The following is a 21,348-nucleotide window of genomic DNA, read 5'->3' as shown; positions in this document are numbered from 1 at the left end:
CATTGCCCTCAGTGTTTCAATGCATTGTAGATCTTTTCTGCCAATGCTTGTGAAATACCCGGCACTTTTGCAATTTCCTCCACGCTGGCGTTCAACAAAGGTTGCAGTCCGCCCATATACTTCAACAGCACCTGGCGCCGTTTCGGCCCTACGCCTTCAATCAGCTCCAATGCGCTGGTATTTCTGACTTTCGCCCTTCTCTGCCGGTGACCGGTAATCGCATGATTGTGCGAATCGTCGCGGATGTGTTGGATCACATGCAGCGCCGGCGAATCCGGCGGCAGAGAAATTCCCTCGCCTTCCGGGACGAAGAACAACGTTTCTAACCCGGCCTTGCGGTCGGCGCCTTTGGCGATGCCGATCAGCAACGGCTTATTCTTGTCCCAGGTGACGTTCAGCGATTTGAATACCTCGATCGCCATGCCGAGTTGCCCTTTACCGCCGTCGATGAAGATGACATCCGGGATCTTTTTCTCTTCCAGCGCCTTGCCGTAACGGCGCTTCAGCACCTGCGTCATCGCCGCGTAGTCATCACCAGGAGTAATGCCGCTGATATTATAGCGCCGATACTCCGCTCGCACGGGGCCGTTACCGTCGAACACCACGCACGAAGCCACGGTCTGCTCGCCCATGGTATGGCTGATATCGAAGCACTCCATGCGGTTGATTTCCGTCAGGTTCAGCACCTTGGCCAATTCCGCCAGCCGCTGATGAATAGTCGACTGCTGCGACAGCTTGGTCGTCAACGCCGTTGCCGCGTTGGTGCGCGCCAGCTTCAGATAACGGGCGCGATCGCCGCGCGGTTTGCTTTGAATTTGGATCTTGCGCCCCGCCAACTCGGAGAGCGATTCCGCAAGCAGGTCTTTTTCCGGCAGGCTGAAATCCAGCAGGATCTCGCCGGGCAGCGTGCGCGCCTGGCTGCCTTGCAGATAGAACTGACCAACAAAGGTCTGCACCACCTCGCTCATCTCCGTACCACCCGGCACTTTAGGGAAATAGCTGCGGCTGCCCAGCACCTTGCCCTGTCGGATGAACAGCACGTGCAGGCACGCCATACCGGCATCGAACGCCACGCCAATCACGTCCAGATCGTCGCTGTCGCCCGACACGAACTGCCGCTCCGTGACGCGGCGTACGGCCTGAATTTGATCGCGAATGCGCGCCGCCTCTTCGAAATTAAGCAGTTTGCTGGCTTCTTCCATGCGCGCAATCAGCTGGTGCAATACCTGTTGATCTTTGCCTGAAAGGAACAGCCGCACGTAGTCCACCTGCTGCCGATATTCTTCTTCACTCACCAGGCCGGCGACGCAAGGCCCCAGACAGCGGCCGATCTGATACTGCAGACACGGACGTGAACGGTTGCGATACACGCTGTTTTCGCACTGGCGGATCGGGAACAGCTTCTGCAGCAGCGCCAGCGTTTCGCGTACGGCGTAAGAGTTGGGAAAAGGCCCGAAATATTCGCCCTTGGCGTGTTTGGCGCCGCGATGCACCGCCAAACGGGGATGGGTATCCGCGCTGAGAAAAATCAGCGGATAAGATTTATCGTCTCGCAAAAGAACATTATATCGCGGTTGGTACAATTTAATGTAGTTATGTTCCAACAACAGCGCTTCCGTTTCGGTATGGGTAACCGTTACGTCTATTTGTGCGATATTTTTAACCAGCGTCTCGGTCTTACGGCTGCTGACTTGCTGCCGAAAGTAGCTGGCGAGACGCTTTTTCAGGTCTTTGGCTTTACCGACGTAGATCACCGTCCCCGTGGCGTCGTACATACGATAGACGCCGGGTTGGCTGGTGACGGTACTCAGGAAGGCTTTGGCATCAAAACGATCATTCACTGCTTAACAACGTCTCCGCATTGAACAATCCATGTCGGATGGCCAGGTGAGTCAATTCGACGTCGCCGCTGATATTCAGTTTGCTGAACATGCGGTAACGGTAGCTGTTCACCGTTTTTGGGCTGAGACTCAGTTGCTCCGAGATCTCATTCACTTTTTTGCCTTTGGTGATCATCAACATGATCTGTAACTCGCGTTCAGACAGGCAGCTGAACGGCGTTTCAGCCTGCGGCTCCAGCTGACTCAAGGCCATCTGCTGAGCGATGTCAGACGCGATATAGCGCTGCCCCGCATGCACGGAACGCAAGGCGTTAATCACTTCTTGCGGCGCGGCGCCCTTGCTCAGGTAACCGGCGGCCCCCGCCTGCATCACCTTCGCGGGCAAAGGATTTTCAGTATGGATGGTCAACATGATGACTTTGACGTCGGGCGCATAACGCACAATCTTGCGCGTGGCTTCCAGCCCGCCAATGCCCGGCATATTCATGTCCATCAGCACGATATCGACAGCGTTGCCACGGCACCATTTTACGGCGTCTTCACCGCACTGGGCCTCACCGACAACTTTTATACCTTTGATATCTTCAAGAATGCGTCGTATCCCTGCGCGCACCAGTTCGTGGTCATCAACAAGAAGAACGCTAATCAAGGAAAAATCTCCAAAAAAAGGGAGTAACGCAATCGGCCTCTGTTTTCGCCAGAGATATTACTTGTTTTTCAGACAAGAATGAACACAGATTAATACATACTTTCGAATAACTTTGCGGAGCAGAGCTGATTTTTCAATTTTAGCCGTCTATGCCGCCGATAAATCGTCACGTCGGAAAACATCAGGCGACGAAAATAATTCCGCGGCGCTGTACCCGACACAGGATAGCGCGACAATCATGCTGCGAGTGAGAAATCTGTGTAAGCAATCACGACATGAATAATATTAACACGGCTATTGGCTATTTGTAATCATTTGATATTTAAAGGCGTAGCAAAATCCGCTGCCAACGCGGGTCTGGCAACCCACGGTCGAAACTATTATTCCCGGCAAACGCCGCTAAAATCGGTGTACTACGCTCCAAATAATTATAATAACCCCATCGTTCAACAATAACGTGCCGGACAAATACTTGTTAACCACCTCGAAATAACTTGCCGATAGAGGATGATTCGGACAAGCAATGAGCGAACGTTGCCCACCCGCGTGACCGGAGCAAGCCCGGTGCAGATGATGGACGCATGCTATGCTATACTCCGCGCCCAGTTAAATTCGCCACCGCGCGCGACAACTGTTTAGCCCACGCGCGGTGCGCCAAAGCAGCTTGTATCAGGCTACGGCCTCAAAAAATCAGGAGAGAAAATGAGCAACGTTGATTTCACTACGTCTGCAAACCCGGAAATCTTGGCGACCGAGGTTGCCTGCCTCAAAGCTACGCTGACGCTGATCCTGAAGTCGATCGGCCAGGCCGACGCCGGGAAAGTCATCATCAACATGGAACGTTTCATTGCCCAGATTGAAGATCCGACTCAGGCGGAAATCTTCAAGAACAGCATTCAGCAAATCAAGCACGCTTACCGCCAGTAAACGTTGCCTCTCAGACCCGCGTTTCATGCGGGTCTGTTTTTCCCCGCGCTACGCAACACGCCATTGATCTTGCACAGACTTTCGGGCAGTGTGTTGACTTTCCCCCACACCCGAGACCGTTATGGGCATCCTTGTCAAAGCGCTGATCGGCGCGCTGGTCGTGGTTCTGATTGGCCTGTTGGCCAAAACGCGCAACTATTATATCGCCGGTTTAGTCCCGCTCTTCCCCACTTTTGCTTTGATTGCGCATTATGTTGTCGGCAGCGAACGTTCAATAGCGGCGCTAAAAACGACGCTGATTTTCGGCATGTGGGCGGTGTTGCCCTACCTGGTGTATTTGATTTCGCTGTATTTCCTGATTAACAGTCTGCGGCTGTCGTTAGCGCTGGGTGCGGCGGTACTGTGCTGGATTGCAGCGGCGTGGCTACTCATTACGCTGTGGGGATGGTGGCAAGGGCGTTAACGCCCTTGCCGGAAATGTTACGGCCGCCCTGCCTGCAAAACGAAGCCTCTCTGCCGATCGCCGGCGATACGCAGATAGCGGCTTTCACCGGCGCGCAGCGTCATCGGTACACTGCCGCCGGTCTCACGCCAAATACACAGATTATTCTCGATCATATCTTGCCCGATACTGACCGTAATATTGCCTGGCGGCACGCGAAATTCTGCTTTCTCTTTCGACCCCAGCGAAGCGGCGAACTCCCCATTCACATAGACGCCGGTGCGACAGCTCCCCGCTAGCATTCCGCTGTCGCGCACCACCACCACCGTAGCGTAAGGCGTATCCGGGATATTCTGATAGAGCATCAGACGGCTTGGGGGCGGCAATTCAGCCTGTTGCGGCGGTACGACTTGAGTCGCACATCCCGTCAACAGTGCAGAGGCAAATAACAACGCGGCGTAATGCTTCATCCTTGGCTCCTGAAGAAAATAATGCTTATCGTAACAAGAGAATAGCTGTCTCCAGTAGCATTCATACTGCAGAGACGAAAAAATCGGATAACTTCCCACTCACCCACAAACCGGCAGGAATAAGAAGATTCTGCATTAAAGCTATTGAAATAAAGGCGATTCTTGCAGATTTAAAACTTGATCATGCCACGTTGGATATCTGCCGCAAAAGCACCACTGACGTAACTGAAACCATCCTGCGTGACGTAAACTCGGGTATGACCGGTCTCTGATAACACCGCCACCATATATCCCAGGCTGATCATTTCATGTGATGGAACGTTCATTGGGGTTAGAAATCCGCGTCCGCGGCACCACTGATAAAAGCGAGTTCGCCCATATCCCAACACGGCCCCCACATCGGAGAGGTGCTTGAAAGTATCATAATCCTCTGATGGTGAAGGTAAACCGTCATGACTTTCAGGCGTTTTCTTTATCCCAGACAAAATAAACTCCTTTTTTGACGCTGTCGCGTACGATTACCCTTCCTCTAAAATGAATTTAAAAAATCCAAATTTAAAATGCAAATGAATTCCCTATAACTAAAAGCCTTCCCCAGAAAAAACCCGGAAATAAAACCCCAATAAAAAAACAGAAATAAAAAAATAGAGTATTAATACCGAGTATTAAATCCTTGGCATGGGTAAATATCCTAAATAAAAATAATAGCCAGGCCAGATAAGAATATACTTAGCATGCATATTATTTCACTCATCAAAACGATGCAATTGCGCTCGGATCATTACGGCATAAAAAGAATGAATAAAACCAGCACCACATCGACCCACCTTCGTCGTGTGGTCGCAGATCCCTACTGACTTCCCCAATGTGCCACATCCTCTCTCAACGCGGCACTTCCTCAATCATACCTAAACAATAACCATTATCATTTCCAATTATTCCGCCAGTTTATTACACTTTCCTACCTCGCCAGTTAGGAACATTCCTAGTCGGAGAGCCTCAGGACAGAGAAAGAGTTAGGGACACCATGAAGAATTACCGTTGTTTGATTGTTTTGCCGCTTTTGATGATGACCGCCTGCACCCAATGGGAAAGGCCCGGCGCGGTCGAGAGTACCCGGGATGCCGAATATGCCGAATGCCGCAGCCGCGGCTACGATCGTTTTCCGCCGGACGTGGTGCGGGACGTGGAGTTCAGCTACGAAAACAAATACATCCCTTGCGAGAAAAATAAGAAAGATTGCCCATCGGGATACCGCTATGACAAAGAGCCGTCGATTAAGACGGTGCAGACCGACCGCAATCAGTCCGCCCGAAACGCCACCATCGAAGCCTGTATGTACAGCAAAGGTTGGCGAGAGAAAACCTACTATTGGCCGCAATGGTGATGTGGCGGCGTTTGCCTAGGGTGACATGCCGCTAATCCATTCAGCCGTCGTCATCACTTCGGTTCAGCCCCAGCGCAACCAGTGTTTCCGCCCTGACCGGCGTTAAAGGCACACGCGGCGGTGGCAAAGGCCAGCCCAAAAGCTGCCTCGCCGCCGCCGCGCAGACTTTACCCTGGCATGCCCCCATGCCACAGCGGCTACTTAGCTTAGCCGTGTTCCAATCCGGCTGATGGCGGACCTGTTCCAGCGCGACGTCTTCGCAGCGGCACAGCAGCGTCTGCGGTTTGGCCAGAGAATTCATGCGTTCATCGAGCGTAAAAGCGGCCGCTGTCGCCGTGGCGAAACGCCGCCACCGCTGCCGCTGCGCCATCATAAAATCGGCTTTTTCCTTCTGACCGGTGGCGGCATAACCGGCGATGGCGCCTTCGGTGAGCGCCAATTCACTGCCGCCGATGCCGGTACATTCCCCGGCGGCATAAATTTGCGCCTGGCTGGTTTGCTGACAATGATCCACCGCTACGGCACCGTGTTCTATCCGACACCCCAGCAGCATGGCCAACTCAATGTTCGCCACCAATCCAAAACCGCAGGCTAACCTGTCGCAGGCGATCGTTCTTTGCCGCCCACCGTTATTGACGTGCACCGAGGTTAAACGGTCTTGCCCCAACGCCGCCAGCACCCGGCTACCGGCACGATAACGATGCGGCATCAGAGAAAACGCCTGATGCAGCTTGGCTGGCCAGCGCCACAAGCCGCCCGCAAACGCCGCCAACCGCCAAAGCGGTGCCTGCTCAGCCACCAGCACCACCTCGCCGCCGGCCTGTTTTACGCTGTTCGCCACCGCCAACAGCAGTGGACCACTGCCTGCTATCACTACTCGCTCACCGCGGATTGTCAGCCCTTGCTTGATTTGCGCCTGTAGACCACCGGCGCCGGTCACCCCCGGCAGCGTCCAGCCGGGAAACGGCAACAGGAGTTCACGAGCGCCATTGCATAAAATCAACTTTTGATAGCGAATCACGCCGCAGCCTTCGGCATCTTCATATGCCAATCGGTTAGCGCCACACTGCGCCACCAGCTTGCAGCCGGACTGCAGCGCAATATTTTCCTTCGTCACCACCGCCTGCCGATAGCGGTTCGCCATTTCAGGCAATGCCACCTGCGGTCCATCGCGCCAGATTTGTCCGCCTGGATGTGGATTATCATCAATCATTCGTACCTGACCACCACTTTCCGCAGCGGCCAGCGCCGCCGCCATGCCGGCCGGCCCAGCGCCGACGATCAGCACCTCACAGTCGAAGTTACTCATCATCGCTCCTCTCGATGCGCATGCCGGCTTGGCACAGCGTCTGGCACGCCAGGCGACGCAGACCGTTAATGGTCACCCGGCACTCCTGACAAATGCCCATGCCGCAAAAGGGGGCCCGTGGTTGGTGTGAAATCGACAACCGGCAACGATCGTCACCGCACAGGCTGAGTGCCGCAGCAACGCTGAGGCCAACCGGCACCCGCCGGTGCTCTCCATCGATACTCAACGAGAGCGTATTTTGTCTTTCATTCATACAGGCAGCTCCTCGACGGCAAACGCGCGCGCCGCCAAATAGGGGGAATCATCAATCTCCGGCGTTTGCCGGCCGATCCGCGCAGTAATCAGCGCGGCACTACCAAGGGCGGTTGTGACACCCAATCCCTCGTGCCCCAGCGCCAACCACAGCCAGGAATGCCGCGGATGTGCGCCCAACAACGGCAGCCCGTCTGCAGAGGCAGCGCGCAGCCCGGCCCAGCAGCGAATGATGTTCATCTGCGCCAGTGCGGGCAAGAAATGCTGCGCACGCTTGAGCATCGCCGCCAACACTGGCATGTCCAACGCCGAATCGACGGCGTCGAACTGGCGGGAAGAGCCGATCAGCCATTGTCCGGTGGGCCGTGCCTGCACATTGAATGCCACCGACGTACCGTCGCTGGCATGCGCGCTGGCGCCATATCCCAACTCCACCAGTTGATGCCGCACCCGCGGCGGGTAGCGATCGGTGATCGCCAGATGGCCCTTCTTGGCGTGCAGCAAAGCCTGCGGCAATAGGCTATTGGCCCTAAGGCCACAGGCCAGGACTACCAGTGGCGCAGCCAGGCGCCTGCCATCCGCCAGCCTCACTGCCCCTTCCTCCAGTGCTGTCGCTTCACCATGTACCACGTCGATCGCCGCACTACCGTCGTCCAACAGCCAGCGAGCCACGAGCGGCGCATACACAATGCCGTCGGCCGGCACCCGCAGCCCACCGGCCAGGCCGTGCCGCAGCATCGGCTCCACGGCGGCGATCTGCTCCGCCGTCAGCAGTTCCGCAGTCACACCCTGCTCCGCCAGCCGCGCCCGCTTTTGTTCGGCAATGCCCATTTCATCCGTTTTATCCGCCAGCCATAGCGTTCCGCAGCCGCGCCAGGCACACGCTTGCGGCATCCGCCCCGTCACTTCACGCCATAACCGCAGCGAATAAGCGCTCAACGCCAGCTCAGCCGGATTATCGTCCATGCATACCAGATGCCCCATGCCGGCGGCGGTCGCACCGGCGCGACGATCGTCCACTACCGAGACACGATACCCTTCCCGCGCCAACCGCCAGGCACAGGCAGCGCCGATGATGCCGGCGCCGATCACGATGACATCGGCTTTCAGTCCTGTGCCCATCAGCGTATTCCCCAGGCAAAGGGATCGCGTTCGTCGAGCAGCAGTTGGCTATCGGCACACACATAGGCCTGCCCGCGAATAAAAGGAGTAATACGTTCGCCATTCCAGCGGTAATAGGCCTGGAATTCGCTACCGATCACGCTGACCTGCCGCCACTGCGTTTCCGGTGGCAGTTTGCCGTCCGCCGCCAGACACGCCAGTTTGGCGCTGGTACCGGTACCGCACGGAGAACGATCATAGGCTTTGCCGGGGCACAACACGAAGCTTCGGCTGTCGGCCTGCGGATCGTCACCGAACAGTTCGATATGGTCTATCACTCCGCCGTCTTCACCGCAGATGCCCGCCTGTTCCAATGTCTGCCGCACCGCCCAGGTGAACGCGGTCAATGCCTCCAGATTTTGTCTATCGATAGGTAACGGCGACTCGCCGATCAGGAAGAACCAGTTACCGCCCCAGGCGATATCCCCCGTCACCGGCCCGTATCCCCCAACCTCAAGCCGCACCTGGCGACGGTAACGATAAGCCGCCACGTTCTCCACCGTGACGCTGCCGTCGTCATGCAGCGTGGCGTTTACCGTGCCGACCGGGGTCTCGATGAGATGGCTCCCGGCGTGGATCCGCCCCAGGTGCGCCAGCGAAGCGATCAGCCCGATAGTGCCGTGCCCGCACATACCCAGATAGCCGCTGTTGTTAAAGAAGATCACCCCAGCGGTGGCCTGCGGCGAGCAGGGGCGACACAGCAGCGCCCCCACCAGCACGTCATTGCCGCGCGGTTCGAGCATCACCGCGCAGCGCCAATCGTCATAATGTTGCGCGAAACGCGCCCGCCGTTCCGCCATGCTGCCCTCGCCGAGATCGGGAAACCCTTCCACGATCAGACGTGTCGGCTCTCCGCCGGTATGAGAATCGATCGCCCGCAAAGCGGTGATATGCGCAGAAAGTGCCATCGGCGTCTCCTGAGTTAATGAGATGTTACCAATGGCATTAGCCTGAACGAATGTGAGCATGGCGGCTTGATGCGTTTCGGCGCGGCGAATGAAGAAATCAGCACAGTGATAAAAGTCAGGTCTGACGCGGCGCGGGTATACGCTTAACGAATGCCATAATAATGACTTATTTATCATACTTTTATTTCCATGCTAAACCTTTATGTAGCGAGAAACACCGCAGTTTTCAAGCAACTGCCAAACACCGCCCGGCAAAAGTATGCGGCAATCCGCATATTTAGCAGCCGGCCGGAAATAGCGCTTGCTTCGTTACAGAAAAGTTAATATTGATGCGAAAGTGCCAATCTGGCCCGCCTGTTTTTCCGGCTAACGACCGAAAAGGGACTGTTATGCGATCCACTTCAGACTATCAGCCTCCGGTTTCTCTCTCGCCGCCTTCGCTTGTTGGGTTGCCGGAGCAGGAGGACGTTTTTGCCGTCGAACATCTATCGCGTCTGTGCGACGGACTGGCGCAACAGCGCCCGAACAACCTGCGCGATCTGCTGAATACGCTGGCGCTGATCGCGCCGTTGCTGAACGCGATCCCGAACGTGGTGTTCTTTATCAAAGACGCCCAGGCTCGCTACCTGCTGGCCAACCTCACGCTGGCCAAGCGCTGCGGTTTCAAAACCGTCACGCCGCTGCTGGGCAAGACCTCCGCCGACGTTTTTCCCGCTCAGCTCGGATCCGGCTACACCGAGCAGGATCTGCGGGTATTGCGCCACGGCGTGCTGATCCAGGATCAACTGGAGATGCACCTGTACAATGGCCGAGAAACCGGCTGGTGCCTGACGCAAAAGCTGGCGCTGTATGACGCGCAGGGAAGAATCATCGGTATGGCGGGTATTTCTCACGACCTGCAGGAGGCCAGGGCCAATCACCCGGCCTACCAACGGCTGGCGGCGATCGACGTGCATATCCGCCGCCACTACGCGCGACCGATCGCGCTTGAAGAGCTGACGGCGCTGACCGGGTTGTCGGTGGCGCAGATCGAACGCTACTGCAAACGTATCTTCCACCTCACCCCGCGCCAGATGATCCATAAAGTGCGGCTGGAAAAGGCCACGGAACTGCTGGCCGGCGATCTGCCAATCACCGACATCGCGCTACAGTGCGGCTATACCGATCACAGCGCCTTCAGCCGTCAGTTCAAAGCGATGACCGGCTCCACGCCGCGCGATTTCCGCCTGACGCTTTCCGCTTAACGCGCTGATTTACCTGGTTACCTCCCTCTCCTCACGGCGCACCGGCGCCTGGTTTTTTTCATGCCACTTTCCGCCGCCATTGTGCCAATTTCGTCGCGGCAATCGGCGAAAAGCGTCAAGCCTCCCTGCGCAATACCGGTCAATCTGTCGGTGAGCCTTACTAAAGATTCACTTTTCATTAACACTTTCGGACGACAGGACAAACACTATGAGCCATAAAGCCATAAGCTGGAGCGGCGTATTCCCGGCGGTGACGACCCAGTTCCGCAACGATTTCTCTCTGGACCTCGACGCCACCCATACGGTGATCAAAAACCTGGTGCGCGACGGCGTCTCCGGTCTGGTGGTGTGTGGCACCGTCGGTGAAAACACCTCGATGACGATGCAGGAAAAGTTGGCGGTGATCGAAGTGGCGAGAGACGCCGCCGACGGCAAAGTGCCGGTGATCGCCGGCATCGCCGAGTTCACCACCGCCTTCGCGCAGAACATGGCGCGTGAAGCGCAAAAGGCCGGTGTCGATGGCATTATGGTGATGCCGGCGCTGGTTTATTCCGCCAAGCCGCACGAAACCGCCGCACACTTCCGCAGCGTCGCCGGCGCGACCGATCTGCCGATCATGGTCTACAACAACCCCCCCATTTACAAAAATGACGTCACACCCGACATCCTGACCTCGCTGGTCGACTGCGAGAACATCGTGTGTTTCAAAGACTCCTCGGGCGATACGCGCCGCTTTATCGACCTACGCAACGAAGTCGGCGATCGCTTCGTGCTGTTCGCCGGGTTGGACGATGTGGTGCTGGAAAGCATCGCCGTCGGCGCGCAAGGCTGGATCTCCGGCATGTCCAATGCTTTCCCGCGCGAAGGGGAAACCCTGTTCCGTCTGGCTAAGGAAAAGCGCTATGAGGAAGCATTGGCGCTGTACAGCTGGTTCATGCCGCTGCTGCACCTCGATGCCCGCCCCGATCTGGTGCAATGCATCAAGCTCTGCGAACAGCGGGTTGGCCGCGGCAGCGCCATCACTCGCCCACCGCGCCTGGCGCTGCAGGGGGAAACGCTCACCGAGATCAATGCCGTGATCGATAAAGCGCTGGCCACTCGTCCGGCGCTGCCGAACGTCGGCCTGTAACGCCTTCACCGCCCGGCCAGGCCGGGCGTCGCTCTTTATTTACCGGGGGAATCCATGCCCAACGAACGCCACGTCGCCATCAGCGGCCAACAATTTATCGGCGGCCAGCGCCGCGCCGCAGGGGAAGCTGCGCTGCTCAGCCTGCGCGCCGACGACGGTCAGCCGACCGGCTACCGCTTCCACCAAGCCACGGCGGCTGAAACCGCCGCCGCCGCCGAAGCCGCTGCCACGGCCTTTGTGCCCTATTCGCAACTCAGCGCCGAGCAACGCGCGAACTTTTTGGACACCATCGCCGAGGAGCTAGATGCCTTGGACGAAACCTTCTTCGCCCTCGCCACACAGGAAACGGCCCTGCCGCCGGCGCGCTTGAGCGGCGAACGCGCCAGAACCAGCGGTCAGATGCGGCTGTTCGCCACGCTGCTGCGGCGCGGCGATGTCGAGGGCGTACGCATCGACTGCGCGCTGCCGCGGCGTTCCCCCCTGCCGCGCCCCGATCTGCGTCAATACCGCACGGCGCTCGGCCCGGTGGCAGTATTCGGCGCCAGCAACTTCCCGCTGGCGTTTTCCACCGCGGGCGGCGATACCGCCGCCGCGCTCGCCGCCGGCTGCCCGGTCGTGTTCAAAGCACACAGCGGCCATATGATCACCGCCGAGCTAACCGCTCAGGCGATCGAGCGCGCACGGGAACGCACGGGGATGCCCTCTGGCGTCTTCAACATGCTCTTCGGCAACCGCGTGGGGGCCGATTTAGTACAACATCCGGCGATTCAAGCGGTGGGATTCACCGGCTCGCTGCAAGGCGGCCGGGCGCTGTTCGATCTGGCGATGCAACGTCCCCAACCTATTCCGGTCTTCGCCGAAATGTCGAGCATCAACCCGGTAGTGATCCTGCCCAAGGCGCTGGCGCGGCGCGGGCAGCACATCGCGCAGGAACTGGTCTCTTCCTTCACGCTCGGCTGCGGTCAGTTCTGCACCAAGCCCGGCGTGATCGTCGCGCTGCGCGGCGCCGCCTTCGATCGGTTAACCGAAACGATGAGCGCCCTGGTCAACGCCGCCGAGCCGCAGCCGATGCTGAATGCCGGCACCCTGGAGCACTACCGTCACGGGCTGGCGGCCCTCGATGCCCACCCGGGTATGCGGCGGCTGGCAGGCCGAAGCGAAACGCCTGCTCTTCGGGCGGCGGCGCAGCTTTATCAGGCGGAGGGGGCGCTGTTGCTGCAGGCCGACCCGCTGCTGCAACAGGAGGTCTTCGGCCCGGCCAGCATCCTGGTGGCGATGGATAACGAAGCGCAGCTGCATGCGGCGCTAACGGCATTGCAAGGCCAGTTGACCGCCACGCTGCTGGCGGACGACGACGATCTCGATATGGCCGCCGGGCTAACGGCACTGTTGGCGCGCAAAGCCGGTCGGGTGCTATTCAACGGGTACCCGACCGGGGTGGAAGTGTGCGACGCCATGGTGCACGGCGGCCCTTACCCGGCCACCAGCGACGCACGCGGCACCTCGGTAGGCACGCTGGCGATCGAGCGTTTCCTGCGGCCAGTTTGTTTGCAAAACACCCCTGCAGCGCTGTTGCCGCCGGCGCTGCAGGACGCCAACCCGCTCAACCTGCTGCGACTGGTTAACGGCGCTTACACCCGAGATCCCCTGGTTTCACCTGCCCAACATTAGCCCGGCCGCATCTGCCTGCCACTCAATAACAAAAGGGTAATACCATGACAACCCAAGGCAAATTCAAGAAGCAGCTTACGCTCACCGATCTGACGTTCATCGGTCTGGGCGCCATCTTCGGCTCCGGTTGGCTGTTCGCCGCCAGCCACGTCTCCTCCATCGCCGGCCCGGCCGGCATCTATTCCTGGCTGATCGGTGGCCTGGCGGTGCTGCTGCTCGGCATCGTCTACTGCGAGTTGGGCGCCGCTCTGCCGCGCGCCGGCGGCATCATTCGCTATCCGGTATTCTCGCACGGTGAACTAATGGGTTATCTGCTGGGGTTTATCACGCTGATCGCCTTCTCCAGCCTGATCGCCATCGAAGTCGTCGCCGCCCGGCAGTACGCTGCCGCCTGGTTCCCGTTCCTCAGCCAGCCGGGGTCCGGCGATCCAACAGCGATCGGCTGGCTGGTGCAGCTGGCGCTGCTGTGTTTTTTCTTCGCGCTCAACTACTACAGCGTCAAAACCTTCGCCAAATCCAATAACCTGATCAGCGTGCTGAAGTTTCTGGTGCCTCTGCTGGTGATCGTGGTGTTGTTCAGCTTTTTCAAACCGGAAAACCTGCACAGCCAGGGCTTTGCCCCTTTCGGTTCCGCCGGGGTTGAGGCCGCCATTTCCGCCGGCGGCATCATCTTCGCCTACCTAGGCCTGACGCCGATCATTTCGGTCGCCAGCGAGGTGCAAAGGCCGCAGCGCACCATTCCTATCGCGCTGATCCTGTCGGTGGTGCTGTCCACCATCATCTATGTGCTGCTGCAGATAGCGTTTCTCGGCAGTATCCCTAGTGAGATGCTAAGCGGTGGCTGGGCCGGCATCAGCCAACAGTTCTCCCTGCCGTTCCGCGACATCGCCATCACGCTGGGCATGGGATGGCTGGCGTTTCTGGTAGTCAGCGACGCGATCGTTTCGCCGAGCGGCACCGGCAACATCTATATGAACGCCACGCCTCGCGTGATCTACGGTTGGGCGCGCGCCGGCACCTTCTTCAAACTGTTCACCCGGGTGGATAGCGAGTCCGGTATCCCGCGTCCGGCGCTGTGGTTGACCTTCGCTCTCTCGGTATTCTGGACGCTGCCATTCCCGTCCTGGGAAAAGCTGATCGGCGTGGTGTCCGCCGCACTGGTGTTGAGCTACGCCATCGCCCCGGTCACCGCCGCCGGGCTGCGGCGCAATGCGCCCGATATGCCGCGTCCGTTCCGGGTGCGCGCTTTCTGCGTGCTCGGCCCGCTGTCGTTTATCATTTCGGCGTTGATCGTCTTCTGGTCCGGCTGGGACACCGTCTCCTGGCTGCTCGGCTTGCAGATCCTGATGTTCTTCATCTATATCCTGTTCAAAAATCAGGTGCCGACCCACGCCGTTAGCCTTCGGCAGCAAATTTGGTCCTCGTTGTGGCTGATCGTCTTCTATGCGCTGGTGATCGGGCTTTCCTACCTCAGCAGCTTCGGCGGCATCGGCGCTATTGCCCATCCGTGGGACACCTTCACCATGGCGGTGATTGCGCTGGCGATTTACTACTGGGGCGCCTATACCTGTTTACCCCAGGCCAATTTTATCGGCGATGAAGAAGAATGAACCCAGGGGGGACATCGAGATGACATCCATGCACGTTCTGTCGTTGGAACAGGCTTATCAACTGGCGCTGCGTACGCTGCGCAGCAACGGTTTCAATCAGGCACATGCCGAAGCGGTGGCGCAAAATGTCACCCAGGGCGAACGCGACGGCTGCGCTTCTCACGGCTTATACCGGCTGTTGGGCTGCGTGCGATCGCTGCGGGTAGGCAAGGTCTCTGCCGATGCGGTACCCAAGTTGTTCGACCAGGCGCCGGCCATCTTGCGTGCCGACGCCGGCGGCGCGTTTTCCCTGCTGGCCTACCGCACCGCTCTGCCGGCCTTTATCGGTAAGGTGCGCGCCAATGGCATCGCCGCGCTGGCGATCAACCGCTGCGTGCATTTCTCCGCGCTGTGGGCCGACATAGAACCGCTAACCGAACAGGGGTTGGTGGCCTTAGCCTGCACACCCAGCCACGCGTGGGTGACGCCGGCCGGCGGTTCGCGTCCGCTGTTTGGCACCAACCCCATCGCCTTCGGCTGGCCACGCCCGGATCGGCCGCCGTTTTTATTCGATATGGCCACCAGCGCGGCGGCGCGCGGCGAAATCGAACTGCACCACCGCGCTGGCACCCCGCTGCCTGAAGGCTGGGGCATTGATAAGGCAGGCAATCCGTCCACCGATGCCGCCAGCGTGTTGGAGGGCGCGATGCTGACCTTCGGTGGGCATAAGGGCTCGGCGCTGGCGGCGATGGTTGAATTGCTGGCAGGGCCGCTGATCGGCGATATGACCAGCAAGGAATCGCTGGCCTATGACAACGGCACCGGTTCGTCGCCTTACGGCGGTGAGTTGATCATCGCGTTGGATCCCGAGCGTTTTCTCGGTGCGGATAAGGCGAAATATTTCGCCGGAGCAGAAGCGATGTTTGCCGATATGCAGGCGCAAGGCGCACGCATCCCCGGCGAGCGGCGTTATCGACAACGGCGGCAGAGCGAGCAATACGGCGTGGAAATTCCCAGGACATTGTACGACGAAATAATGGCGCTGTGCGATTAGCGCCGGATTGATGCCCCGCGCCGGCAACCCGGCGCGGGGAAAGGCTTATCCAGCCTGAGCCAGATCGCTGTGCAGGCGCTTGCGCCACACCGGTTTGGTGTCCCAACGGGCGAAGTGTTTCGCCTCTTTACCCGGCTGCACCTGATGCCACATGTCTTCTTGCCACCGGATCGGTTCCTTTCCTCGCAACGTTGGACGGGTCTGTTTAATCGTCCGTTGCAAGACGCTCGCTTCTTCCGCAGAAATGTTCGGCGCCTGTCTGGCGGCGTCCAGCGCACGACTTCCCAGCGGCGCCATCACCTGATACAACACGTTGACCTGCTGCAGCGTCGCTTGCTGATTAGTGCTCATCCCCTTACCCGACCAACCGTCGAAGTTTTCACCGGGATCGTCCCCCTGCGCACGATACTCATTACCAGGCCCCTCGACGATGTTCCATCCTTGCCAGGTCACCAGAGTGTGTAATCCATCGCGATCCTGCAGGTTTTTATTCTTGATCTGTGTGATCACCTCGGCACGGTTTGGCACACCGATCAGGTTCATAAACTCGTCCAGCGCGTTCCAATGCTGCCCCGCCACCAGACCATTCCAGACATTACGCAAACAGTTCCAAGGAATGGTGTGATGCCAGGTCAGCGTGATAAGCGGTTTGGTTGACGCATGTTGCCAACGGCTCGGTTCACTGCCCCGATCGCCTCTAATGATCCCATCGACTTCTAATGGCATAGCTGCCCCTCTTCTGCCTGAGATGAAGAATATGCGCAAGGCCGGTGGCCCGGGTGGCATAAAAACGTCAGCTAAAATCGTAGCAGCTCACACTGAGATGGCAATAAAACGCAAGGCACGCTCTGCCGCAGACCGGCAACCGCAGAGCGCGCCCGAAAACGGTGGGCTTAAGAGGGATTATCTGACCACCATCACCGAAATATTGGCATGGCGAACGATGGCGGCGGCGTTAGATCCCAGCAGATAGGTTTTCACGCTCGGGCGCCGTGAACCGATAATGATCAGGTCGGCGTCGATCTCTTCCGCCAGTTCCAACACCTGATCGCGCGCAGAACCGAAGCTGACGGTGTAATTAAGGCGATCCAACGGCAGATCGATTTCCGACATGATTTTCTTCAGTTTGTCCACCGCCTTCACCTCCGCCTGATTCTCAAATTCCTTGAGACCGAACGAATAGGCAGTAACAAAAGCCGAGGCATCCGGCAGCGCATGGAAGAAATGCACTTTAGCGCCGGACATCTTCGCCAAATATTCCACATGCTTCAGCGCATGCTCGGTCAACAGATCCTCTTCAATATCGATCGGCACTAAAATAGTCTTGTACATATCACATCCTTTCTATGTAAACCGGGTGCCAACAGAATACTGCCGCGCACGGGCGCGGTGAATCGCTTTATCACGCTTTTGTGATCGGGGGGTAAATACTGATAAGGATAGCTTTTAATTTAACAAAATATAAACATCACACCGATAACGGATAGGCGATTAATTATTTATTTCTCGAGATTAAATCAGCTGTAAATAAACCGCTTTGGCGGTGGCGGCGGTCTTATTGGCGACAGAAAGTTTTTTAATCGAGTTGCCTATGTGGAAATTGATCGTGCGCTCGCTCACCCCCATCAACAGCGCGATCTCTTCCGCCGTTTTCCCTTCGCTGCACCAGCGTAAAATGTCTTTTTCGCGCAGCGTCAGCACGTCTTTTATCGCGTCGTCGTTCACCGATATCAAGGCTTCACGCAGCGTTTTATGGGCGGTTTGCGCCAGCCAAAGGAAAAAGGTTTCATTTGCCGCACGCGCTTGTGGCGTTTGCTCCGGTAGCGCTGTGCCGGCAAACGTCAGGATCCCCAGCCTGCCATAGCAATCCTTGACCGACTGCGACCAACCGGCGCACAGGCCAAACTGCGCCATACGTCGCCAAAGCGTCGGCCGATCGTGATAAAAACGTTCGTCCCACTGGAACTGCAGCGTGGAATGGTGAGCGCGCTCAATGACCGGATCCTGCAAATACACCCGCTGCCGCCGATAATCTTCGAGATACTCTGCTGAAAAATTACCTTCGATCAGCATCTTGGGGCGGCTGGCCGGATAACAGGAAAACACGATGTAGGAGAAATAATCAAACCCCAACGCCTCGGCGCAGGGCCCCAGTTGCGTCAGAAAGCATTCGCGATCGGCCAGGCTGCCAATCACCTCCGCCATGAGCCGTTGAGTGCGGGTATCCATAACGCAGGTTCTCCAGATAGCGATGCCGATTATCGATAGGTCAGACTCACTATAGAATATCGCCGCCCGGCGCAAGTAGCCGTTTCATATAATAAAAAATACCAACGCTATAACGAAAACAGCTATTCCCCTCAAAATAAGCCTTTTTATTGCGCCGAACAGGAAAACTACGCGAATAGCATAATCCCTTCAGGACGTAAACCTGTCATTTCTACCGTTAGACAGCCAGGACACCGCCAATTACTTTCCAAACAGGCACCCGGTGCCGCCGTAAATCCAAAGAGATAATAAGCATTTGCGAATTTCGCATGGCATACAGTGACGGGGATTTTCTATGGCAGAAAGTAATGCGGCAATTCAATCGGCTGCGATTATCGGCGCGGGAACGATGGGCAGAGGCATCGCTTATCTTTTCGCGCAAAAAGGCATTCGTACGGTGCTTTATAATCGCAACGGCAATACCCTCAATCAGGCTCGCGAATATATCGCGCAAGACCTGAACAAGAAAGTCGAACAGGGCAAGATCGCGCTGCAGGATAAAAGCTCAGTGCTGGCCAATCTGGTGTTCTCGACGGCGCTTGAGGCTATCGCCGACAGCGAGTTGGTGATAGAAACCATCGCCGAGCATGAACAAACCAAACTTGAGGTGTTGGCGGCCATCGCCGCGGTGGTCAAGCCCGATACGCTGATCGCCACCAATACCTCCTCACTGTCGCTTAACAAGCTGGCAACCGCGGTGACGCACAGCGAGCGGTTTATCGGTTTGCACTTTTTCAACCCTGCGCCGCTGATGAAACTGATTGAAATCATCCCGGCCTACTTTACCGCACACGCCACCACGGAACGTTGCCGTCAACTGGTGGCCGCGTTGGGGAAACGCGATGTCGTCTGTCAGGCCACGCCGGGGTTTATCGTTAACCGCATGGCCCGCCCCTACTACCTGGAAGGGTTCCGCCTGTTGGAAGAACACGTGGCGCGCGCGCCGCAGATCGACCGTGCCCTCAAGGCCGGCGGACACTTCCGCATGGGGCCGCTCGAGCTGACCGATTTTATCGGCCAGGACATCAACTATCAGGTCAGCCGGCAAATCTGGCAGGACATGCAATACGACCCGCGCTATACCCCCGGCCATCTGCAGCGTTCGCTGGTCGATGCCGGTCTGTTGGGGAAAAAGAACGGCCGCTCCTATTTTGCCGCCGAAGAAACCGCCCCGCCAGTGACGGCCGCCATCGATGCAGACGTCGAGACGCTGCGCGTTTACGGCGAACACCCTTTTTTTACCCTGTTGCAACAGCGAGCCGCACGTCAGTGGCCACAGCTGCGCGTGGAACAACGGCCGGCCTTACCGAGCCTGGGGCCGGCCGTCCAGATCAATGACGCATTCACCGTCAGCATCACCGATGGCCGCACGGCGAGCCAGTTATCCGAGCAGACGACGGCTGACGCTTTTGTGGTCGACATCGCCCTGAACTACGCCGACACGGCGTATCTGGTTGCGGCGCACAATCGCTATGCCTCTGCGGCCAATAAGGCGCTGTTTTTACGCCTGCTGCACACTGCGATCCCGCAGGTTGAATTTATCAAAGACTCCCCGGCGCTGATCGTCGCTCGTGTCCTCAGCAGCCTGATCAATGAGTCGGTGATCATGGTGGAAAGCGGCGTTTGCAGCCGGGAAGACATTGATGTCGCCGCCGTCGCGGGCGTTAACTACGCCGGCGGCATTTTCGACTGGCTCGGCAAACTGGGGGAGAAAAACGTCAGGACGACGCTGAGCAATCTGGCGCAGCTGCTGCACGCAGCGCGCTATGCGCCGCATTACACCCTTCTGCACGCCGCGCAACCGGCGCTGACGACCACGCCTTGAGGAGCCATGATGAACATTAACGATGACGGCGTTTATCTGATCGACGGCACGCGCACGGCGATCGGCGCCTATGGCGGCAGCCTGGCGCATACCCGCCCCGACGACATGGCGGCGACGATCCTTCGCGGCCTGCTGCAGCGCCATCCGGCGGCGGAAGCGAATCTGGACGAAGTGGTTCTGGGCTGCGCCAACCAGGCCGGCGAAGACAACCGCAACGTCGCTCGCATGGCAACACTGCTTTCCGGGTTAGACCCGTCGGTGCCGGCCATCACCCTCAACCGCCTTTGCGCATCCGGGTTGGATGCGGTGATCTACGCCGCGGCGAAAATCCGCAGCGGTCTTAGCGAACTGGTTTTGGCCGGCGGTGTGGAAAGCATGAGCCGCGCACCCTATGTGCTGAGCAAGGGCGAAACGCCGTTCGACAAAGGCGTGAAGCTGTATGACACCACGTTGGGATGGCGCTTCGTCAACCCGCGGCTGGCGGAGCGCTACGGCAGCGACCCGCTGGGCATCACGGCGGAAAACGTGGCCCAACGGCAACATATCTCACGCGAGGAACAGGATCTGTTCGCGCTGGGCTCGCAGCAAAAAGCCCGCCGGGCGATCGACAGCGGCCGGCTGACGCGGGAAATCACGCCCGTGGACGTGCCGGCGGATCGTAAAACCACCCGCACATTCGCGCAGGATGAATTTCCTCGGCTCAGCACGTTGCAACAGCTGCAGGCGCTGAAACCGGCGTTCTCCGCCGGCGGTTCGGTCACGGCGGGCAATGCTTCCGGCATCAACGACGGTGCCGCCGCGCTGCTATTGGCTTCCGGTCGCTACGTGAAACGCCAGGGTTGGCAACCGCTGGCGGAGATCGGCGACAGCGCGGCCGCCGGCGTTGAACCGGCGCTGATGGGGCTGGGGCCGATCGCCTCCACCGAGCGCTTACTGCAGCGCGGCGGGTTCACCTTGAACGACTTCGACATCATCGAGATTAACGAAGCGTTCGCCTCACAGGTTCTGGCGGCGCTGAAACACTGGCGCATCGACGCCAACGACGCGCGGGTCAACCCGAACGGCGGCGCCATCGCGCTCGGTCATCCGCTGGGGATGTCCGGTGCGCGCCTGGTGCTGTCGGCGGCGCTGGAATTACGCGACCGACAGGCAAGCAACGCATTGGTGACGATGTGCGTCGGCGTCGGTCAGGGCCTGTCATTAAACCTTAAAGCCGTTTAAC

Annotated in this window: 21 protein-coding genes; 10 read left to right on the top strand and 11 right to left on the bottom strand. The window is 58.3% G+C overall.

Annotation, left to right across the window (positions count from 1 at the left end):
* Positions 1 to 8 precede the first annotated feature (8 nt).
* Complete coding sequence (gene uvrC / locus GUC32_RS09000; RefSeq protein ID WP_025302361.1) at positions 9 to 1,841, bottom strand: excinuclease ABC subunit UvrC; 1,833 nt, start codon at positions 1,839 to 1,841, stop codon at positions 9 to 11.
* Positions 1,834 to 2,490: a UvrY/SirA/GacA family response regulator transcription factor gene (gene uvrY / locus GUC32_RS08995; protein ID WP_004927947.1), complete on the bottom strand. Its 657-nt coding sequence runs from the start codon at positions 2,488 to 2,490 to the stop codon at positions 1,834 to 1,836. Before uvrY ends, uvrC begins: the two co-directional genes overlap by 8 nt.
* A 702-nt stretch (positions 2,491 to 3,192) precedes the next feature.
* Between uvrY and GUC32_RS08990 the strand changes: the two genes are divergently transcribed.
* Together GUC32_RS08990 and GUC32_RS08985 are read left to right on the top strand one after the other, a co-directional pair.
* Positions 3,193 to 3,417, top strand: coding sequence for a DUF2594 family protein (locus GUC32_RS08990; RefSeq protein ID WP_004927950.1), 225 nt, complete (start codon positions 3,193 to 3,195; stop codon positions 3,415 to 3,417).
* A 121-nt stretch (positions 3,418 to 3,538) separates the two neighbouring features.
* Positions 3,539 to 3,880 (top strand): GlpM family protein, encoded by a 342-nt coding sequence (locus GUC32_RS08985; RefSeq protein ID WP_025302360.1) that lies wholly within the window; start codon positions 3,539 to 3,541, stop codon positions 3,878 to 3,880.
* A 17-nt stretch (positions 3,881 to 3,897) separates the two neighbouring features.
* Here the strand turns inward: GUC32_RS08985 and GUC32_RS08980 are convergent, their stop codons facing one another.
* Positions 3,898 to 4,329 (bottom strand): hypothetical protein, encoded by a 432-nt coding sequence (locus GUC32_RS08980; RefSeq protein WP_025302359.1) that lies wholly within the window; start codon positions 4,327 to 4,329, stop codon positions 3,898 to 3,900.
* Positions 4,330 to 4,499: 170 nt separating this feature from the next.
* The gene (locus tag GUC32_RS08975) at positions 4,500 to 4,814 is read right to left on the bottom strand and encodes a hypothetical protein (RefSeq protein ID WP_033633390.1); all 315 of its coding nucleotides are present in this window, start codon (positions 4,812 to 4,814) and stop codon (positions 4,500 to 4,502) included.
* Between the two features lie 542 nt (positions 4,815 to 5,356).
* Here GUC32_RS08975 and GUC32_RS08970 point away from each other — a divergent pair.
* Entirely contained in the window at positions 5,357 to 5,716 is a 360-nt protein-coding gene (locus tag GUC32_RS08970) for a hypothetical protein (RefSeq protein WP_025302358.1), read from the top strand.
* A gap of 40 nt (positions 5,717 to 5,756) precedes the next feature.
* Here GUC32_RS08970 and GUC32_RS08965 read toward each other — a convergent pair whose 3' ends face one another.
* Genes GUC32_RS08965 through GUC32_RS08950 form a run of 4 tightly spaced genes read right to left on the bottom strand, consistent with a single transcriptional unit; the run spans position 5,757 to position 9,346 of the window.
* Positions 5,757 to 7,025 (bottom strand): FAD/NAD(P)-binding oxidoreductase, encoded by a 1,269-nt coding sequence (locus tag GUC32_RS08965; protein ID WP_025302357.1) that lies wholly within the window; start codon positions 7,023 to 7,025, stop codon positions 5,757 to 5,759.
* The gene (locus GUC32_RS08960; RefSeq protein WP_025302356.1) at positions 7,018 to 7,278 is read right to left on the bottom strand and encodes a (2Fe-2S)-binding protein; all 261 of its coding nucleotides are present in this window, start codon (positions 7,276 to 7,278) and stop codon (positions 7,018 to 7,020) included. The genes GUC32_RS08965 and GUC32_RS08960 overlap by 8 nt, the downstream gene beginning before the upstream one ends.
* Positions 7,275 to 8,399, bottom strand: a complete 1,125-nt coding sequence (locus GUC32_RS08955; RefSeq protein ID WP_369435687.1) for an NAD(P)/FAD-dependent oxidoreductase — start codon at positions 8,397 to 8,399, stop codon at positions 7,275 to 7,277. The genes GUC32_RS08960 and GUC32_RS08955 overlap by 4 nt, the downstream gene beginning before the upstream one ends.
* On the bottom strand, positions 8,399 to 9,346 hold the full coding sequence (locus GUC32_RS08950) for a 4-hydroxyproline epimerase (protein WP_238969226.1): 948 nt from the start codon (positions 9,344 to 9,346) through the stop codon (positions 8,399 to 8,401). Before GUC32_RS08950 ends, GUC32_RS08955 begins: the two co-directional genes overlap by 1 nt.
* Before the next feature lie 389 nt (positions 9,347 to 9,735).
* Between GUC32_RS08950 and GUC32_RS08945 the strand changes: the two genes are divergently transcribed.
* The 5 genes from GUC32_RS08945 (at position 9,736) to GUC32_RS08925 (ending at position 16,033) form a co-directional block, all read left to right on the top strand.
* On the top strand, positions 9,736 to 10,590 hold the full coding sequence (locus GUC32_RS08945) for an AraC family transcriptional regulator (RefSeq protein ID WP_025302353.1): 855 nt from the start codon (positions 9,736 to 9,738) through the stop codon (positions 10,588 to 10,590).
* 208 nt (positions 10,591 to 10,798) lie between these two features.
* Positions 10,799 to 11,719: a dihydrodipicolinate synthase family protein gene (locus GUC32_RS08940; protein ID WP_043141796.1), complete on the top strand. Its 921-nt coding sequence runs from the start codon at positions 10,799 to 10,801 to the stop codon at positions 11,717 to 11,719.
* 54 nt (positions 11,720 to 11,773) lie between these two features.
* Positions 11,774 to 13,390: an aldehyde dehydrogenase (NADP(+)) gene (locus tag GUC32_RS08935; RefSeq protein ID WP_099817372.1), complete on the top strand. Its 1,617-nt coding sequence runs from the start codon at positions 11,774 to 11,776 to the stop codon at positions 13,388 to 13,390.
* Between the two features lie 44 nt (positions 13,391 to 13,434).
* Complete coding sequence (locus GUC32_RS08930; RefSeq protein WP_025302350.1) at positions 13,435 to 15,000, top strand: APC family permease; 1,566 nt, start codon at positions 13,435 to 13,437, stop codon at positions 14,998 to 15,000.
* A gap of 19 nt (positions 15,001 to 15,019) precedes the next feature.
* The gene (locus tag GUC32_RS08925; protein ID WP_025302349.1) at positions 15,020 to 16,033 is read left to right on the top strand and encodes an Ldh family oxidoreductase; all 1,014 of its coding nucleotides are present in this window, start codon (positions 15,020 to 15,022) and stop codon (positions 16,031 to 16,033) included.
* A gap of 45 nt (positions 16,034 to 16,078) precedes the next feature.
* Here GUC32_RS08925 and GUC32_RS08920 read toward each other — a convergent pair whose 3' ends face one another.
* The 3 genes from GUC32_RS08920 to GUC32_RS08910 all read right to left on the bottom strand — a co-directional run bounded on the left by GUC32_RS08920 (position 16,079) and on the right by GUC32_RS08910 (position 18,262).
* The gene (locus GUC32_RS08920) at positions 16,079 to 16,759 is read right to left on the bottom strand and encodes a hypothetical protein (RefSeq protein WP_025302348.1); all 681 of its coding nucleotides are present in this window, start codon (positions 16,757 to 16,759) and stop codon (positions 16,079 to 16,081) included.
* A 177-nt stretch (positions 16,760 to 16,936) separates the two neighbouring features.
* Entirely contained in the window at positions 16,937 to 17,365 is a 429-nt protein-coding gene (locus tag GUC32_RS08915; RefSeq protein WP_025302347.1) for a universal stress protein, read from the bottom strand.
* 180 nt (positions 17,366 to 17,545) lie between these two features.
* Positions 17,546 to 18,262, bottom strand: a complete 717-nt coding sequence (locus GUC32_RS08910) for a LuxR family transcriptional regulator (protein ID WP_025302346.1) — start codon at positions 18,260 to 18,262, stop codon at positions 17,546 to 17,548.
* A gap of 334 nt (positions 18,263 to 18,596) precedes the next feature.
* Here GUC32_RS08910 and GUC32_RS08905 point away from each other — a divergent pair, with 334 nt between their 5' ends.
* Both GUC32_RS08905 and GUC32_RS08900 read left to right on the top strand, forming a co-directional pair.
* A complete protein-coding gene (locus tag GUC32_RS08905) occupies positions 18,597 to 20,126 on the top strand; it encodes a 3-hydroxyacyl-CoA dehydrogenase NAD-binding domain-containing protein (protein WP_148123305.1) in 1,530 nt (509 codons plus the stop codon).
* A 9-nt stretch (positions 20,127 to 20,135) separates the two neighbouring features.
* Positions 20,136 to 21,347, top strand: coding sequence for an acetyl-CoA C-acyltransferase (locus GUC32_RS08900; protein ID WP_346419679.1), 1,212 nt, complete (start codon positions 20,136 to 20,138; stop codon positions 21,345 to 21,347).
* Position 21,348: the final 1 nt, after the last annotated feature.

Source organism: Serratia sp. NGAS9 (genome assembly GCF_009905295.1).
Lineage (GTDB): Bacteria > Pseudomonadota > Gammaproteobacteria > Enterobacterales > Enterobacteriaceae > Serratia > Serratia bockelmannii.
The sequence above is the reverse complement of the archived record's forward strand: the minus strand, read 5'-3'. Positions and strand labels throughout refer to the sequence as shown.

What these genes read in the sequence shown, in the direction of transcription:
- GUC32_RS08990 (WP_004927950.1), top strand. Translation starts at nt 3,193, where the DNA reads ATGAGCAACGTTGATTTCACTACGTCTGCAAACCCGGAAATCTTGGCG.
- GUC32_RS08985 (WP_025302360.1), top strand. Translation starts at nt 3,539, where the DNA reads ATGGGCATCCTTGTCAAAGCGCTGATCGGCGCGCTGGTCGTGGTTCTG.
- GUC32_RS08980 (WP_025302359.1), bottom strand. Translation starts at nt 4,329, where the DNA reads ATGAAGCATTACGCCGCGTTGTTATTTGCCTCTGCACTGTTGACGGGA.
- GUC32_RS08970 (WP_025302358.1), top strand. Translation starts at nt 5,357, where the DNA reads ATGAAGAATTACCGTTGTTTGATTGTTTTGCCGCTTTTGATGATGACC.
- GUC32_RS08965 (WP_025302357.1), bottom strand. Translation starts at nt 7,025, where the DNA reads ATGAGTAACTTCGACTGTGAGGTGCTGATCGTCGGCGCTGGGCCGGCC.
- GUC32_RS08960 (WP_025302356.1), bottom strand. Translation starts at nt 7,278, where the DNA reads ATGAATGAAAGACAAAATACGCTCTCGTTGAGTATCGATGGAGAGCAC.
- GUC32_RS08955 (WP_369435687.1), bottom strand. Translation starts at nt 8,399, where the DNA reads ATGGGCACAGGACTGAAAGCCGATGTCATCGTGATCGGCGCCGGCATC.
- GUC32_RS08950 (WP_238969226.1), bottom strand. Translation starts at nt 9,346, where the DNA reads ATGGCACTTTCTGCGCATATCACCGCTTTGCGGGCGATCGATTCTCAT.
- GUC32_RS08945 (WP_025302353.1), top strand. Translation starts at nt 9,736, where the DNA reads ATGCGATCCACTTCAGACTATCAGCCTCCGGTTTCTCTCTCGCCGCCT.
- GUC32_RS08940 (WP_043141796.1), top strand. Translation starts at nt 10,799, where the DNA reads ATGAGCCATAAAGCCATAAGCTGGAGCGGCGTATTCCCGGCGGTGACG.
- GUC32_RS08935 (WP_099817372.1), top strand. Translation starts at nt 11,774, where the DNA reads ATGCCCAACGAACGCCACGTCGCCATCAGCGGCCAACAATTTATCGGC.
- GUC32_RS08930 (WP_025302350.1), top strand. Translation starts at nt 13,435, where the DNA reads ATGACAACCCAAGGCAAATTCAAGAAGCAGCTTACGCTCACCGATCTG.
- GUC32_RS08925 (WP_025302349.1), top strand. Translation starts at nt 15,020, where the DNA reads ATGACATCCATGCACGTTCTGTCGTTGGAACAGGCTTATCAACTGGCG.
- GUC32_RS08920 (WP_025302348.1), bottom strand. Translation starts at nt 16,759, where the DNA reads ATGCCATTAGAAGTCGATGGGATCATTAGAGGCGATCGGGGCAGTGAA.
- GUC32_RS08915 (WP_025302347.1), bottom strand. Translation starts at nt 17,365, where the DNA reads ATGTACAAGACTATTTTAGTGCCGATCGATATTGAAGAGGATCTGTTG.
- GUC32_RS08910 (WP_025302346.1), bottom strand. Translation starts at nt 18,262, where the DNA reads ATGGATACCCGCACTCAACGGCTCATGGCGGAGGTGATTGGCAGCCTG.
- GUC32_RS08905 (WP_148123305.1), top strand. Translation starts at nt 18,597, where the DNA reads ATGGCAGAAAGTAATGCGGCAATTCAATCGGCTGCGATTATCGGCGCG.
- GUC32_RS08900 (WP_346419679.1), top strand. Translation starts at nt 20,136, where the DNA reads ATGAACATTAACGATGACGGCGTTTATCTGATCGACGGCACGCGCACG.